The organism is Corynebacterium hesseae (genome assembly GCF_037850265.1).
GTDB classification, from domain to species: domain Bacteria; phylum Actinomycetota; class Actinomycetes; order Mycobacteriales; family Mycobacteriaceae; genus Corynebacterium; species Corynebacterium hesseae.
In genome coordinates this window covers 520,664-534,696 of record NZ_CP137211.1, presented here as the reverse complement: position 1 = coordinate 534,696, position 14,033 = coordinate 520,664, and the positions used below count along the sequence as shown (strand labels likewise).

The window sequence follows — 14,033 nt, the reverse complement described above, 5'->3', positions numbered from 1 at the left end:
TTTTCTCCTTTTTATTGGGTTCTAGTGTGAGTTTCAGGCCGTGTGCCCTAGTCGAAGGTGGGCTTGTAGCTGTCCTTGGAGTAGGTGAACACGCTCTGGTCGAAGGCGTTGTACTCGTCGTAGCGCACCAGCTCATACAGGCGGGAGCGGTGCTGCATGCGGTCGAGCCATTCCTCGGATTGCAGGCCGGTTTCCTGCATGTCGCGGAGGAATTCTTCGGTAGCGCCCATGGCCACGCGCAGGGTGGACACCGGCCAGATGACGGCGTTATAGCCCAGCTCCTCAATGCGCTTGGCGGACAGCAGCTCGGTCTTGCCGAACTCGGTCATGTTGGCCAGCAGAGGGGTATCCACGGCGGCGCGGAACTTTTCGAAGTCCTCCGGCGAGTACAGGGCCTCAGTGAAGATGAGGTCCGCACCGGCGTCGGCGTAGGCCTTGGCGCGCTCGATGGCTTCATCGATGCCGTGGATGCCGGCGGCATCGGTGCGGGCACAGATGATGAAGTTCTCATCGCGGCGCTCGTTGACGGCGGCGGTAATGCGGCGAACCATAAGATCCGTCGGCACCACTTCCTTGCCATCGAGGTGGCCGCAGCGCTTCGGGTTAACCTGGTCCTCCAGGTGGCAGCCGGCCAGGCCGGCGTCCTCCAGCGCGGCGACGGTGCGGGCGGCGGACATGGGTTCGCCGAAGCCCGTGTCGGCGTCGACAAGCACAGGCAGGTCCGTGGCGCGGGCAATGTGCCCGGCGCGCTGCGCCACCTCAGTGAGGGTGGTGAGACCAATGTCCGGCAGGCCCAGATCATTAGCCAGCACCGCGCCGGAGACGTAGACGCCGCCGAAGCCGCCGATGTCCTGGATGAGCCGCGCGGTCAACGGGTTGAAGGCGCCCGGCAGCGTGGTGATTCCCGGTGCGTTCAGCGCCTCGCGGAAGCTCTTGCGCTTGTCTGCATTGCTGATAGTAGAGCCAAATAGGCCAGCCATTTAGAACAGTCCCTTCGGGGTCTCGGGTGCGGTGGCGATAGCCTCGTCGGTGAGGCGAACGTTGAGCTCGCTCAGGTCGGTGAGGTTTTCCAGGTTCTGGGCGGCAGCGAGGAAGCGCTCCTGCTCCTCCTCCGAAACCTTGCCGGCGGCGAGCTTCTTGAACTTGTTGATGTACTCCTCGCGGCCGAAGGGGCGGGCGCCGAGCGGGTGGGCGTCGGCCACCGCGCGCTCGTCCTCGATCACGGTGCCATCCTTGAAGGTGATGACGGCCTTGCCGCCGAAGGCCTTCTCGCTGAGGTCGTTGGAGTGGTAGCGGCGGGTCCACTCCGGGTCCTCAACGGTGGAAATCTTGTGCCACAGGTCGATGGTGTCCTGGCGGTGCTTGCGCTCGTCAGAGTAGGAGGTCTCGTAGTCCCACTCGCCGTCCTGCAGGGCCACGGCGAAGATGTACATGATGGAGTGATCCAGAGTCTCGCGGGAGGCGTTCGGGTCCATCTTCTGCGGGTCGTTGGCGCCGGTGCCGATGACGTAGTGGGTGTGGTGCGAGGTGTGCAGGACGATGGACTCAATGTCCTCCACCTTCAGGCCCTTCTCAGCCAAGGTCTTCTTGAGGGCAAAGGCCATATCAATCGGGGCCTGTGCCTGGTACTCCGCGGAGTGCTCCTTGGTGTAGGTGTCCAGGATGGCGCGCTTTTCCTCGCCCTCAGCCGGGAGGGGGACGGTGTAGGTGCGCTCCGGGGAGTGGAGCATCCAGGCAATGAAGCCGTCCTCGCCTTCCCAAATCGGGGCCGGGGCACCCTCGCCGCGCATGGAGCGGTCTACTGCTTCGATGCCCATCTTGCCGGCAAACGCCGGTGCATAGGCCTTCCAGGAGGAGATGAGGCCCTTGCGGGACTGGCGGGTGGCGGTGGTGGTGTGTAGCGCCTGGCCGATGGCCTGGTAGATGGTGTCGACGTCGAGGCCGAGCATGGTGCCGATGCCCGCGGCGACGGAGGGGCCGAGGTGCGCCACGTGGTCGATCTTCCACTCGTGAAGGCAGATGCCCTTGACCAGGTTGACCTGGACTTCGTAGCCGGTGGCGATACCGCGGATGAGCTCCTTGCCGGTCAGCCCCTTGTGCTGTGCCACGGCCAGGATTGGCGGGATGTTATCGCCCGGGTGGGAGTATTCGGCGGCGAGGAAGGTGTCGTGGTAGTCCAGCTCGCGCACGGCAGTGCCGTTGGCCAGGGCTGCCCACTCGGCGGAGTAGGTGCCGTCAACGCCGAAGATGGTGGCGCCGCCTTCTTGAGCCGGGTGGGCCTGCGCGATGACGCGGGCGGAGGTCACCGGGCGGCGGGTGGCTGAGGCCACGGCCACGGAGGCGTTATCGATGATGCGGTTGATGATCATCTCGGTGGTCTCGGCCGGAACCTCAACGGGATCTGCTGCGACCTTGGCAATCTTGTACGCCAGGTGCTCTTCGATGGGGAAGTTCTCGGCGGACTTGTGGGTACGTACTTCGTGGTTAATCAACGGGGTTTTCCTCCTAGACAACAACGGCTGCGATAGCCATCACACTATCCCCCGCCCGTGTGGCCTGCCACATGTGTAAACTGTGTTTATCTGTTGCAGGGTTTTGCGTTGTTTGCAAACCTTGTGTAATTACCAGTTGGGGCGGCTTTTTGGGAGGACGTACACAATGAGCAAGCACTACGCGGGGGCAAGAATCCACGCACTACGCAAAGAACGCAAACTCACCCAAGCGGCCATGGCACAACAACTGGGGATGTCCACCAGCTATCTCAACCAGCTGGAAAATGACCAGCGCCCCCTCACCGTCACCGTCCTCATGCAGCTGACGCAACGCTTTGGCGTTGACGCCACCTACTTCGCGGGGGATCGCGACCTGCGCGCGCTCGCCGAGCTGCGTCAGCTCTTCCCCGAGGCCTCCGACACCACACTCACCGACTTAAGCGGGCGCTTCCCCGAGCTACTCCCCCGGCTTGTCGCCGCCGCCGCGCACACCCCCGCGGAAACCGGCCCTTTCGAAGCGGTCCGCGACTTCTTCTACGACGCCCACAACTACATTCACAGCCTGGACGTAGCTGCCGAGGAGCTGTCCGATTCCCTCGGTGACCGCGTCCTGCGCCGTGGGCGCTTGGCCTCAGTCCTCCAGGACGAGTTCGGTGTTACGACACGTTTCTCCTCGGCCTCCCCGCGCCGACGGACCTTCCACGACCGCGAGCTGCACCTGCGCGCAGGACTCACGGAAGCCCAGCTCGTCTTCGAGATGGCGCTCCAGTACTGTCTTCTGGCCTATCCAGAGCACTGCGCGGAACTCGTGGCTGAACTCCCCAGCGCCGAAGCCCGCTCCATCGGCACCTACGGACTGGCCCAATACTTCGCGGCGGCCGTCACCATGCCCTATACGCAGCTCCTCACCACCGCGGAGGAGACGCGCTACGACATTGATGTGATCGCGGCATCCTTTGGCACTGGTTTCGAGACCACCGCGCAGCGCTTGTCGACGCTTCAGCGGCCCCACCACCAAGGTGTCCCTTTCTCCTTCATCCGAACCGACCGCGCGGGCAATATTTCCAAGCGCCAGTCCTCCACCGCTTTCCACTTTGCACGCAGCGGCGGCTCGTGCCCGTTGTGGGTGGTCCACCGTGCTTTTGAAACACCAAACCGCATCACGCGCCAGGTGGCCTCGATGCCCGATGACCACACCTACCTGTGGATCGCGCGCTTCGTCCAAGGCCAAGCTCAGGCCTGGGGTACACCGCGCAAGGAATTCGTCGTGGGGCTGGGCTGCGATATCGCGCAGGCGGATCGCGTGGTTTACGCCGATGCGCTCAACCTCTCCCCTTCCGAGGCAACCCCCATCGGCCCCGGTTGCGCCGCCTGCCCACGCCCGGCCTGTCCGCAGCGCGCCTTCCCACAGGCGGGGCGCTCCGTCAGCCTCGACCTCAATGCCACTCCGGTTTCGGCCTACGCGACCTCGTAGTTTCCACAGTCCGCCCAAGCTTTCGAACTTCCTGCGGCAATGTCCAGGCCGCTTGCCAAGATAAGACTCGTTCGGCACCACGCCGGGCTCTCGTCTCTCACCTACGCAGGAGGTTCTCTCATGTCCAACCCCTATGCAGCTCCCCAGCGACTACGGCGAGCGGTTCACCATGGAAGAAGCCCAGCATGCGGTGAGCACACTGAGCTTATAAAACCGAACCGAAGCTAGAACAGAGCTGGAGCCTGCCTACTCGAGGTCGTCGTGGGCAACGAGGCGGCGGGCTGCCTCGGTGATGGTGCCGGACAGCGACGGGTAGACCGCGAAGGAATCCGCCAGCTGGTTCACGGTGAGCTGGTTGGTTACCGCCACGGCGATGGGCAGGATGAGCTCGGAAGCGGTCGGGGCGACGATAACGCCGCCGATAACGCGGCCGGAGGTGGCGCGGCAGAAGAGCTTGACAAAACCGTGCTGCAGAGAGCGCATCTTGGCGCGCGGGTTGGTGTTCAGCGGCATCGTGATGGTGCGCGCGGCAACCTCGCCCGCCTCAATCTCTGCCTGGGTAAAGCCCACGGCAGCGATCTCTGGGCGGGTAAACACGGCCGTGGCAACCGTCTTCAAGCGCAGCGGGGACACGCCCTCACCCAGGGAGTGATACATGGCGATGCGGCCCTGCATCGCGGCAACGGAGGCCAGCGGGAAGAGGTCGGAGCAGTCACCCGCGGCGTAGATGCCGGCAACGTTGGTGCGGGAAACGCGGTCAACCTCGATGTGACCGGACTTCGTGGTAGCCACGCCAACGTGCTCGAGGCCCAGGTTCTTCGTATTCGGGATGGAACCGATGGACATGATGACGTGGGAGCCGTGGATCTCGCGACCATCCTGGGTCTTGACCACGACGTTTCCGTCCTCGGTGCGGGAGACCGTTTCGACGCGGCAGTTCTTCTCCAGCTCCACGCCGCGCTCAGCCAGGACGGTCTCGAGGACGTCGGCAGCATCGGCGTCATCATGCGGCAGAATGCGGTCGCGAGAAGCCACCATGGTCACGCGCACACCCATCTCCGCGAAGGCGGAAACGAACTCGGCACCGGTCACGCCGGAGCCGACGACGATGAGGTGCTCCGGCTCCTCCTTGAGGTCATAAACCTGCTGCCAGGTCAGGATGCGCTCGCCGTCCGGCTGCGCGCCCGGCAAGATGCGCGGGGTGGCACCGGTGGCAACGAGGACCAGGTCCGCGTCGAGGGTCTCGGTGGTGCCATCAGTGTGGGTGACATCAACCTTGTGCGCGGCACCCTTCACGCCGTGTTGGTCCTCGGAGAATGCGGCGCGGCCATCGATGACCTTGACGCCGATCTTCTCCAGGCCCGCGCGCACGTCGCGGGACTGGTTGCCGGCCAGCGCCTGCACGCGGCCGTTAAGCGCCTCCAGGCTCAGCTTCAGCGAGCCGAGCTGGTGGTTCAGGCCCATATCATCCGCGCGGCGGAAATCGGTGCGGATGTTGGCGCCGGCAATAAAGGACTTCGACGGGACGCAGTCCAAGAGAACGGAGGAGCCACCGGGGCCCTGTTCCTCAACCAACGTAATGTGCGCGCCGTACTTGGCGCCGGCAGTCGCAGCCTCATAGCCTGCGGGGCCGCCGCCGATAATTACGATGCGGGGGGCTTCCTGTGACACTGTCGCTCCTTTTTGAAAAATCTGCCTATAAGAACTCTGGGAAATCCTTGTCACAGTGTAGTAGTTAGGAAACTAATCCTCCACGTTGGCAAACTGTTCCGCCACGGAGCCGAAGAGTTTGACGCCCACGCCGATAGCCCTCTCATCGGGGGCCAAATCACCCATATGCAGATCGTGCTGCTCGCCTTCGCCGGACCAACAACCCAGGCGGGCCATGGAACCGGGGACCTTCTCCAAGTACCAGGAGAAGTCCTCGCCGCCCGAGGACTGCGGCGCTTGGACCACGGCTTGCGGGTCGATGGCCTGGGCAGCGCTGGCGAGGAGAGCGGTGGAGACGTCGTCGTTAAGCACCGGCGGAACCCCACGGTGATAGACCAGCTCATGCTCCACGCCCAAGGGTGCTAGGACCTGCTCCACCAGCTCAGAGAACAGCGATTGCATCTCACGCCAAATCCCGATATCCGCCGTGCGCATGGTGCCAGACACCGAGCCGGTCTCGGGAATCGCGTTCGGTGCATAGCCGGAATTCACCTGACCAAAGACCAAGACGGTGCCAGTGCGTGGATCGACGCGGCGCGAAAGCAAACCCGGCAGGTCCGTCAGCAGCTTGCCCAGCGCATAGACGACGTCCGCAGACAAGTGCGGGCGCGACGTGTGCCCGCCCGGACCGGAGACGTTGATTTCCACGACGTCAGTCGCGGAGGTGATCGCCCCGGCGCGGACGCCGATGCGCCCGACGCGCAGCTTCGGCTCGACGTGGACCGCAAAGATGGAATTCACGCCCTCGAGCGCACCCCACTCGATGACATCGGTGGCGCCGCCTACCCAGACCTCTTCGGCGGGTTGGAAGATGACGCGGACACCGAAGTCCAGCGGGTGCTCGTGGTTGAGATCCGCCAAGGCACAGGCCGTGGCCAGCGCAATGGTGGTGTGCATGTCATGCCCGCAGGCATGCATGACGCCGGGGACCTCGGAGGTGTACTCGAGGCCGGTAACCTCCGTGACTGGGAGCGCGTCGATGTCGGCGCGGAAGGCCAGGCGCCCGAGTTCCGTGTCGGGGCCGATGTCCACCATGAGGCCGGTTTCGGGGAAAAGCTGCGGCTCCAGACCGTACTCACGCAGGGTGCGAGACAGGAAGCGAGTGGTTTCTACTTCCTTATTGGAGGTCTCCGGGTGGCGGTGAATATGGCGGCGCCACGCGATGACCTCCGCGCGGTGGTTGCTGAACCACTCACTGACGTAGTCCGAGATCACTGCTTCCTCCTCCGTGGTGTCCTATTGAGAAGAGTCTACAACTAGACCATGCGGTTCAGTTAGCCGGGCAGGTCACACGCCGGATATACTGAGCGGTCTACCTTCGCTACAGGTCGATATTGCGGGGACCGTAGAGGCGGTCGCCGGCGTCGCCAAGCCCCGGCACGATGTAGGCGTCCTCGTTGAGGGCCGGATCAATCGCCGCGGTAACCAAGCGAACCGGCAGCCCCGAGTTGGCCAGCGCATCGACGCCCGGCTGCGCGGACACCATGCAGATCGCGGTGATATCGGTGGCGCCGCGGTCCGCGAGAAGCTTCAGGGAATGCAGGAGGGAACCGCCCGTGGCGAGCATCGGATCGACGACAAAGACGCTACGCCCGCTGAGATCCTCCGGCAGGGCCTCCAGGTAAGGCACCGGCTCATGGGTTTCTTCATCGCGCGCCATGCCGATGAAGCCAACTTGGGCATCAGGGATCATCGACAGCGCCGGGTCAATCATGCCCAGTCCAGCACGGATGATGGGCACGATAATTGGCGGGTCCTGCAGGCGGGTGCCCTCCGCCGTGGCAACGGGAGTAACGCAATCAAAATGCTCGACGGGCAGGTCGCGCGCTGCCTCATAGACAAGCATGGTGCCAAGATCCCGCAGAGCTGCACGGAAGGCGGCATTATCGCTGCGGGCATCGCGCATGAGTGTGAGCCGGGAGGCGGCGAGGGGGTGGTCTACTACGTGGATATCCATGCCCTTCACTGTATAAGAATCGGCCGGGAACCGATCAGCGGGCGGCACAGTCTAATAAGCCATGACTAGCTTCCACACGTTTAATATCGACACCGAACACACCCGTAGGCTGGCGCATGAGCTTGCCGCCGTCTCCCAGGCCTCCTCCACTCCCCCTCCTGAGCTACCGGTCGATACCGTTCTGGGCGGTTTCACTGGAATCTTTAACACCGCCATGGAGAACCTTTCCGCCCGCCTTGCCCAGGTCAGGGTGGATGCAGGTGCCGTGGCGGACTCCAGCTTCCGCATGGCCCGCGAAGCGGAAGACGCCGATGGTGCTCTCGCGAACGCGTGCGGGGGTCTGTGATGTTGGAGTCAGCACTCGCCCACATTGCCCGGATTCAGCCGGCGCAGCTTCCCGACGTCTCCCTGCCCACTGTGCCCGATCTCACTGCTGCAGGGCCGCTAGCGGAAATTGCGCATGGAGATCCACGGGCGTTGTTAGACACTGTGCGCCAAGCCACCGAGGATCTCTCCACCGCCCGCTCAGCTCTGGATGCTGCCCGCAGGCTCATCGCGGCGACAGTCAGGGACCTCATCGGTCTGGGCTTCGAGCTTCTCCAGCGCGGACTACCTACCGCTCTCGGGCTGCTTATCCCGAATCCTGCAACACAGGCTGCGGCGCGTTCAGCATTGCAAGCCCTGGCCATGGAATACGTTGGCAAAGCGATGCTTCGCGTCAAGCAGCTGGCTGGGGAGCTCCTGCAAGCAGCAGCTCCCCTCATCCCCATTGGCCAGCGTGCTGTTCGCCCCTCGGTGCGCGGCCCGCAGGAGGAAGGCGTGGTGCGCCACGCACTCACCGCGTCCTCCACCGCAAGCGTAGGAAGCGCACAAGGGCAGGCAGCGGCACAGGCCGCTTTGTCCCAGGTGGGGACTCCTTATGGGTGGGGCGGTACCGGCAATGGCAGCTTTGATTGCTCTGGGTTGACGCAATGGGCTTGGCGCCAAGCGGGGGTGGAGCTGCCGCGCACCGCAGAAAGCCAGACCGTGGGCCGTCAGGTAAGCGCAGACGAACTGCAGCCCGGTGACCTCATCGTGTGGGATGGGCACGTGGCCATGTACTCCGGCGGCGGACAGATGGTGGAGGCGGGCAGCCCTGTGCAAACCAATCCGCTGCGCACTAACAACATGGGGATGGCTTTCAAAGGGTTCTGGAGGCCTACAGGGTAGACTGTTTGCCCATGAACACCCGCGCGATTGTACCCATCCAACTCTCCCTTTCTGAGGGTGATTTTTATACCCTTTGGGCGCCGAAGTGGCGCCAAAATGGTTCCGAGTGGCAGGCCTTTCTCGGTGATGACGAGTCCGTCTTGCTCTTTAACACCGAAGCCGAGATGCTGTGCTTCCTCGAATCCGGCTCGAAGCACGACCTGCTCGATCACCCAAAGTGGGAGGCCTTCAATTCCCAGGCAGCGGACCGCGTCGTTCCGGAGAAGAAGCATGTATACGACCTCATCGGCATGCCAAAGCACTTGGCTGGCCGCCCCAGCCACGAGAACGTGTCCACCGTCGCACGCTGCCTAGAAATTGCACACGCGCTGGCAGAGGTCGGGGCCGCGGAGCACACCGTTATTTTCTTCGCTTCGCATTCCATCTTGCGCAACCCCGCCCGCGGAGCCGATCACTATGCCGGTGACCAGGGCATGGGCGAATGGTCCGGCGTAGGCCGCGTTATTCATAGCAACTGGCGTGAGGTCATCGAGGACCTCGACAAGGTAGTCAAGGTCATCCCTTCCTCCGATTTCAGCCAGGAGGCAACCGCGGATGCCGCTACCCGCATCTCTGCCGCCAGCGAAGCCGCGGAAGAAGCACGCAAGAAGGCCGAAGAAGAGCGCGAGGCGGCAGCGAAATCCGCCGATCCCTACGACAATTCCCCGTGGGCAGCCGCAGGCATCGACCCGATTAAGATCACCGCCAACCAGCGAACGGTCTACACCCTGCGCACCTACCTCAACGGCAAGCCGGTGTTCTTGGGCAAGTGGGGCGAGATCTTTACCTTCCCCAGCTCCAAGGTGCTCGTGCGCTGGATCATGGAGAACGATGACCACGACTTAGCAAAAGTTTCCACTTGGGAGGAGGTCGTTGCCGCGGCGAACGCGGGCGAGCTCGAGGTCACCGTCCACCCGGATAACCAGTACACCTTCAATGGCATCGTGCGCGACATTGAAAAGGGCCCGGAGGCTGTCGATACGGATCAGATGAGCCGCTGCTACGAAGTCTGCGCCGACGCCGCCGACTGGGCCGGTGATGACTCCATCAACTCTTATATGCTGCAGAACCCGCGCTTCCAGGACTACCTGGGCTACATGCTCGGCTCCACCGAGCACGCAGGTTACGTTCCTTCCAAGCCCTACACCGAGCATGCGGAGTCCTGGAAGGGCCTGGAAGAAATGCTGACGAAGCGTTTCTCCCGCTTCTAGCTTCTACTCGGAAGACTCACTGTCTTCTTCCGCATCGGAATCGCTCATATCTGAAGCGTCTTCCGCGAATTCCGGAGCCGCCAGTTCCTCATAGGCGGGCAGGATCTCCTGCTCGATGAGGCGCTGGCGGTCTTCTTCGCTAGCAAAGGAATTCTCAATGGCCTTGATGGTGAGGTCGAAGAACTCCTCGAGGCCATAGCCGAAGGTCTCGCTCAGGGCGAGGAAGACATCGCTGAGCTTCTCGCCCGCCACCGTGCAGGTAAAGCCGAGCTGCTGTAGCAGCGGCAGAGGGTGATCGGCCAGCTCCTCTGCGGGCAATTCCTCTAGCGGCGCAAAGGTCAGCGCGATGCGGCGATCCCGCACCCACGCAGAGGCCTTGCCCGGGCGAACGCCGTCAAGGTCGGCACCGAAATCATCGATGAGATCCGTTGCGTGAACCAGACGCGTGGCACCCGCGCGCACGGCCGCCACGGCATCCTCGTACGAAGCCACGTCCCGCTCCCAGGGAATGAAATTTTCACGCAGCTTCTCCGCTGCGGACAGCTCAGTCAGCGCCACGCCCACCGCGGCCTCGCCGGCATCCACATTGTCGGCCGCGCCCTCCACGATGATCCGCGCATCAATACCGGGAACATCAAGACCCTCTTGCGCCGCAGCCAGCGCCTCGGCGGCACCGAAGGGGAAAGCACTGGGGCGCAGGCGGAGCTCGGCGTAGACCACGTGGTCGTCGGCAAGCGCCTGCACAGCAGCGTGCGTGGCCGCGCGGAGCTCGTCCGGGGTGGATGCATCCGTGGGCAGCGGCGCCAACAGCGTCACTTTGGGCAGACGAGCGAAAATCTCGGCGCCGGAATCTTTGTTTTCAGGGCTAATCAGAGGTGCGTCATGCATGAGGTTCATCCTAGGACGGGGTCTAGGATTAAGCACGCTATGAAACATATCCCCGTGCTCCTCACTGCCATCGCTCTGGCCACCACGCCGCCAGCGTTCGCAGAAGAGGAAGAGTCTTCATCGCCCACGCGCACCACCGCGCCGGATACTGACTCGTGCCCGCATTCCCTCGTGCCTGAGGAGCCGACGACCACCTCGGAGCGGTTGGCTCCCGGCCAGGCAGCGCCCACTCCCCTGCCCGCGGTTGAGGGCGCGGCCTGCGGTGTCACCGCACCGCGCGGCTTTCGGGTCAATAAGGACGTCGTTGCCTCGGCGTGGATGGTTAGCGACCTGGATACTGGCGAGATCATCGCCATGAAGGACCCCAACGGGCGCTACCGCCCGGCCTCCATCATCAAGGCGCTACTGGCGCTCGTGGTCATCGAGGAACTTCCCCTGGACCAACGCATCACCGCCACGCTTGACGACGCCTCCGTCGAAGGCTCCGCTGTCGGCCTCGGCCCGGATGGGGTCTATACCGTGGAGCAGCTCCTGCAGGGCCTTCTCATGGCCTCCGGCAACGATGCCGCACACGCTCTCGCGCAGGCCATAGGCGGGGATGAGGAGGCGCTGGAGAAGGTCAACGCGAAGGCGAAGGAGATTGGCACGCGCTCGACGGTGGCGGCCAGCTACTCCGGGCTGGACGCGGCGGGTATGTCGACGTCCGCGGCGGATATCTCGCTGATTTACCGCGCGGCTTTTGCCAACGACACCTTCGCGCGCATCGTCGATACTGAGCACGTGGAGTTTCCCGGCTGGGGTGAGATGCCCGGTTATGAGCTGTGGAACGATAACGGGCTCTTCCTCAATGATCCGGATGGCATCGGCGGCAAGACCGGCTATACCGAGGACGCTCACCACACTTTCGTCGGTGCGATCAACCGCAATGGGCGCCGCCTCCAGGCGGTTCTCCTCGATACGACCGTTGAGCATGGTTTCCGCGCCTGGGAGCAGGCGCAGATGCTTCTCGACGAATCTTCCGACGTCCAGCCCGGCGACGGCGTGGGGCAGCTCGATGATTTCGCGGCTGGGAGGCACGAGCCTTCGGAGTCGCAGGAGCCAAGCCCTGTGCCTACCGCGCCTTCTGCCACCGCCACCGCTGAGGCCCCGGCGGCGACGTCCTCCTTCGCGGACTCGCAGGGCTGGATCGGGTGGCTGGTGGCGGGCCTCGTCGCCCTCCTCGTGGTGGCGGTGGCTACTTTTTCACTACTTCGGCGTTAGCCATGATGTCGTGCTGGCCGCGAAGCGCGTTCTTCGGGCCAATCGTGGTCACCACGTAGAGGGCTCCGAAGAAGGCAATGAGCGGGCCGACAAGCGGCACGAGGGAGGCCACGCGCCACCAGTTGCGCTTAATGCTCTGCTGCCAGGTGAGCTTCTCGCGGGTGGTGACATCGCGCACCGTGTATCCAGCTATCAGCTTCGCCGGCGTTGCTCCTACGAGGACCTCGAAGCAGATGTAATAGGCCACCGTGATGATGCCCGAGATGCTGGTGAGCCAGACCTCATTGAAAGCGGAGTTGTACACCCCGAGACTTACGAGGAGGGACACACCAATCGCCGCAATGACGTAGTCGATGACGGCCAAAACCACGCGGGTACCGGGGGTTGCGCGCGGGGCGTCGTGCGCGGGCGCGGGAGCGTGGTGGCTTTCGTCCCAGCGGCCGGTATTCGCGTAGTCCTCCAGTTGCGCCCAGGTAAGCCGGGCGCCTAATTCTACCTTTTGGTCATAGCTTGCCCGGGAAGAAGGCTCGCAGAGGATGCGGGCGGCAACGGCAAGCTCCTCGCGCTCCGCATCCTCGGGGAGGTAGCCGAGGCCTTCGAGGCGGGCGTCGGCAGCCGCCAGCTGCACGCCGAGTTCGCGTGAGGTCGCGCGCGAATCCAGGGTGAAGTGTTCGTACAGGTTCGGAGCGAAAGATACTGGAAGCATCGGCCTACTTTCGGCGCAGCAAGGCCCATGCGCCCGCGGCCGCCGCGCCGAGTGCGGCACCAGCACCCAAGGTCACGCCCGGGTTCGGGCCCCGGCGGATCTCATTGCGGACGCGGATAACCGCCTGATCCGGAACCGGCGGGACCATCAGCTCCAGGGATTCCTCGGTGGTGGCCGTCCACGCGGAAACATAGAGCACGACGCGCCACACCAGGTACATGACCACCATGAGGACGATCACCGGGCCAAACACGGCACCAGCCGGGTTTCCCGCCGCGGAGGACATGATGACGGTGGACAGCTGCTTGATGGCTTCAAAGAGCACCGCGCCGATGGCCGCGCCCATCAAGCCCGACTTGGTGGGCACCTTCGTGCGCGGCAGGAAGGCCACCATCCACCAGAAGACCAGGAAGTTAGCGATAAGACCAATCACGATTCCGGCGATAACAAGCACCGCTCCCATGCCAGGGAAGGACTCGATGCCGACCCACTCGAAGATCTTTTGGGTCAGCCCGGAGGAACCCGCTGCCGTCACGCCGAAGGCGATGATCATGGCCACGAGCAGGCCAATGAGGCCCAGCAGGTCGCTGAGCTTCTTGGTGACAAAATTGCCCGGGGCATCAGTCGGATCCTGCATCCACATCGCTGAAATACCAATGCGCAGATTATTCATCCACCCCAGCCCGGACCACAGGGTGGTCAGGCCACCGATGCCGTACATTGCGCCGCGCTGCTCAATCGCGGTGTGCAGGAGCTCCGTGATCGAATTACCCAGATCGCCCGATACGGCGTTGGTGATCTGCTCCTCCAGCTGCTGCATGAGGTCGGGGCGGTTCGCCAGCACGGTCGCGGCGGCGGCCACGGTGAGCATGAAGATGGGAAAGAGAGCTAGAACCGAGAAATACGTAATTCCGGCCGCGAACTGGTTGCCGCCTTGGCTACCGTAGCGGTCCAGCATCTTCATAATGTGGTCGATGAAGCCGGACTTCTCACGGACTTTGTCTACCGCGCCCGGTTCATCGGCGTGAGCTCGCTCAATGCCGTAGTCATCGGTCTTCTTCTCATCAGGTCGAGTCGTTGGCGCCAC

Annotated in this window: 14 protein-coding genes; 6 read left to right on the top strand and 8 right to left on the bottom strand. The window is 63.6% G+C overall.

Features of this window, described 5'->3' with window-relative positions:
- Positions 1-47: 47 nt before the first annotated feature.
- Complete coding sequence (prpB, locus tag R3O64_RS02630) at positions 48-980, bottom strand: methylisocitrate lyase (RefSeq protein WP_070530630.1); 933 nt, start codon at positions 978-980, stop codon at positions 48-50.
- Entirely contained in the window at positions 981-2,492 is a 1,512-nt protein-coding gene (gene prpD, locus R3O64_RS02625; RefSeq protein WP_070530632.1) for a 2-methylcitrate dehydratase PrpD, read from the bottom strand.
- A gap of 166 nt (positions 2,493-2,658) precedes the next feature.
- On the opposite strand from prpD, the gene R3O64_RS02620 reads away from it, so the two are divergent.
- The gene (locus tag R3O64_RS02620; RefSeq protein WP_070530634.1) at positions 2,659-3,966 is read left to right on the top strand and encodes a short-chain fatty acyl-CoA regulator family protein; all 1,308 of its coding nucleotides are present in this window, start codon (positions 2,659-2,661) and stop codon (positions 3,964-3,966) included.
- Between the two features lie 133 nt (positions 3,967-4,099).
- Positions 4,100-4,177, top strand: a complete 78-nt coding sequence (locus R3O64_RS02615) for an Ltp family lipoprotein (protein ID WP_227486149.1) — start codon at positions 4,100-4,102, stop codon at positions 4,175-4,177.
- Positions 4,178-4,212: 35 nt separating this feature from the next.
- On the opposite strand, the gene R3O64_RS02610 is transcribed toward R3O64_RS02615, so the two are convergent.
- From R3O64_RS02610 to upp, 3 genes are all read right to left on the bottom strand, one after another.
- Positions 4,213-5,637: an NAD(P)H-quinone dehydrogenase gene (locus R3O64_RS02610; protein ID WP_070530636.1), complete on the bottom strand. Its 1,425-nt coding sequence runs from the start codon at positions 5,635-5,637 to the stop codon at positions 4,213-4,215.
- 72 nt (positions 5,638-5,709) lie between these two features.
- A complete protein-coding gene (locus R3O64_RS02605; RefSeq protein ID WP_101735878.1) occupies positions 5,710-6,891 on the bottom strand; it encodes an amidohydrolase in 1,182 nt (393 codons plus the stop codon).
- A gap of 106 nt (positions 6,892-6,997) precedes the next feature.
- On the bottom strand, positions 6,998-7,633 hold the full coding sequence (upp, locus tag R3O64_RS02600) for a uracil phosphoribosyltransferase (RefSeq protein WP_070530640.1): 636 nt from the start codon (positions 7,631-7,633) through the stop codon (positions 6,998-7,000).
- A gap of 61 nt (positions 7,634-7,694) precedes the next feature.
- Between upp and R3O64_RS02595 the strand changes: the two genes are divergently transcribed.
- Genes R3O64_RS02595 through R3O64_RS02585 form a run of 3 tightly spaced genes read left to right on the top strand, consistent with a single transcriptional unit; the run spans position 7,695 to position 10,092 of the window.
- Positions 7,695-7,979, top strand: coding sequence for a hypothetical protein (locus R3O64_RS02595; RefSeq protein WP_339017224.1), 285 nt, complete (start codon positions 7,695-7,697; stop codon positions 7,977-7,979).
- Entirely contained in the window at positions 7,979-8,842 is an 864-nt protein-coding gene (locus R3O64_RS02590) for a C40 family peptidase (RefSeq protein WP_339017223.1), read from the top strand. The genes R3O64_RS02595 and R3O64_RS02590 overlap by 1 nt, the downstream gene beginning before the upstream one ends.
- An 11-nt stretch (positions 8,843-8,853) precedes the next feature.
- The gene (locus tag R3O64_RS02585) at positions 8,854-10,092 is read left to right on the top strand and encodes a hypothetical protein (protein WP_070530645.1); all 1,239 of its coding nucleotides are present in this window, start codon (positions 8,854-8,856) and stop codon (positions 10,090-10,092) included.
- Positions 10,093-10,095: 3 nt separating this feature from the next.
- Here R3O64_RS02585 and R3O64_RS02580 read toward each other — a convergent pair whose 3' ends face one another.
- Positions 10,096-10,980, bottom strand: coding sequence for an adenosine deaminase (locus R3O64_RS02580; RefSeq protein ID WP_339017222.1), 885 nt, complete (start codon positions 10,978-10,980; stop codon positions 10,096-10,098).
- 39 nt (positions 10,981-11,019) lie between these two features.
- Between R3O64_RS02580 and R3O64_RS02575 the strand changes: the two genes are divergently transcribed.
- The gene (locus R3O64_RS02575; RefSeq protein ID WP_339017221.1) at positions 11,020-12,240 is read left to right on the top strand and encodes a D-alanyl-D-alanine carboxypeptidase family protein; all 1,221 of its coding nucleotides are present in this window, start codon (positions 11,020-11,022) and stop codon (positions 12,238-12,240) included.
- On the opposite strand, the gene R3O64_RS02570 is transcribed toward R3O64_RS02575, so the two are convergent.
- Together R3O64_RS02570 and R3O64_RS02565 are read right to left on the bottom strand one after the other, a co-directional pair.
- Entirely contained in the window at positions 12,215-12,946 is a 732-nt protein-coding gene (locus R3O64_RS02570) for an RDD family protein (protein WP_339017220.1), read from the bottom strand. The two genes, R3O64_RS02575 and R3O64_RS02570, sit on opposite strands and share 26 nt — an antisense overlap.
- A gap of 4 nt (positions 12,947-12,950) precedes the next feature.
- Positions 12,951-14,033, bottom strand: coding sequence for a YhjD/YihY/BrkB family envelope integrity protein (locus R3O64_RS02565; protein ID WP_070530653.1), 1,083 nt, complete (start codon positions 14,031-14,033; stop codon positions 12,951-12,953).

Coding starts and splice junctions, on each gene's coding strand:
- R3O64_RS02590 (WP_339017223.1), top strand. CDS start 7,979: ATGTTGGAGTCAGCACTCGCCCACATTGCCCGGATTCAGCCGGCGCAG.
- R3O64_RS02570 (WP_339017220.1), bottom strand. CDS start 12,946: ATGCTTCCAGTATCTTTCGCTCCGAACCTGTACGAACACTTCACCCTG.
- R3O64_RS02575 (WP_339017221.1), top strand. CDS start 11,020: ATGAAACATATCCCCGTGCTCCTCACTGCCATCGCTCTGGCCACCACG.
- prpB (WP_070530630.1), bottom strand. CDS start 980: ATGGCTGGCCTATTTGGCTCTACTATCAGCAATGCAGACAAGCGCAAG.
- upp (WP_070530640.1), bottom strand. CDS start 7,633: ATGGATATCCACGTAGTAGACCACCCCCTCGCCGCCTCCCGGCTCACA.
- R3O64_RS02585 (WP_070530645.1), top strand. CDS start 8,854: ATGAACACCCGCGCGATTGTACCCATCCAACTCTCCCTTTCTGAGGGT.
- R3O64_RS02615 (WP_227486149.1), top strand. CDS start 4,100: ATGCAGCTCCCCAGCGACTACGGCGAGCGGTTCACCATGGAAGAAGCC.
- R3O64_RS02580 (WP_339017222.1), bottom strand. CDS start 10,980: ATGCATGACGCACCTCTGATTAGCCCTGAAAACAAAGATTCCGGCGCC.
- R3O64_RS02595 (WP_339017224.1), top strand. CDS start 7,695: ATGACTAGCTTCCACACGTTTAATATCGACACCGAACACACCCGTAGG.
- R3O64_RS02620 (WP_070530634.1), top strand. CDS start 2,659: ATGAGCAAGCACTACGCGGGGGCAAGAATCCACGCACTACGCAAAGAA.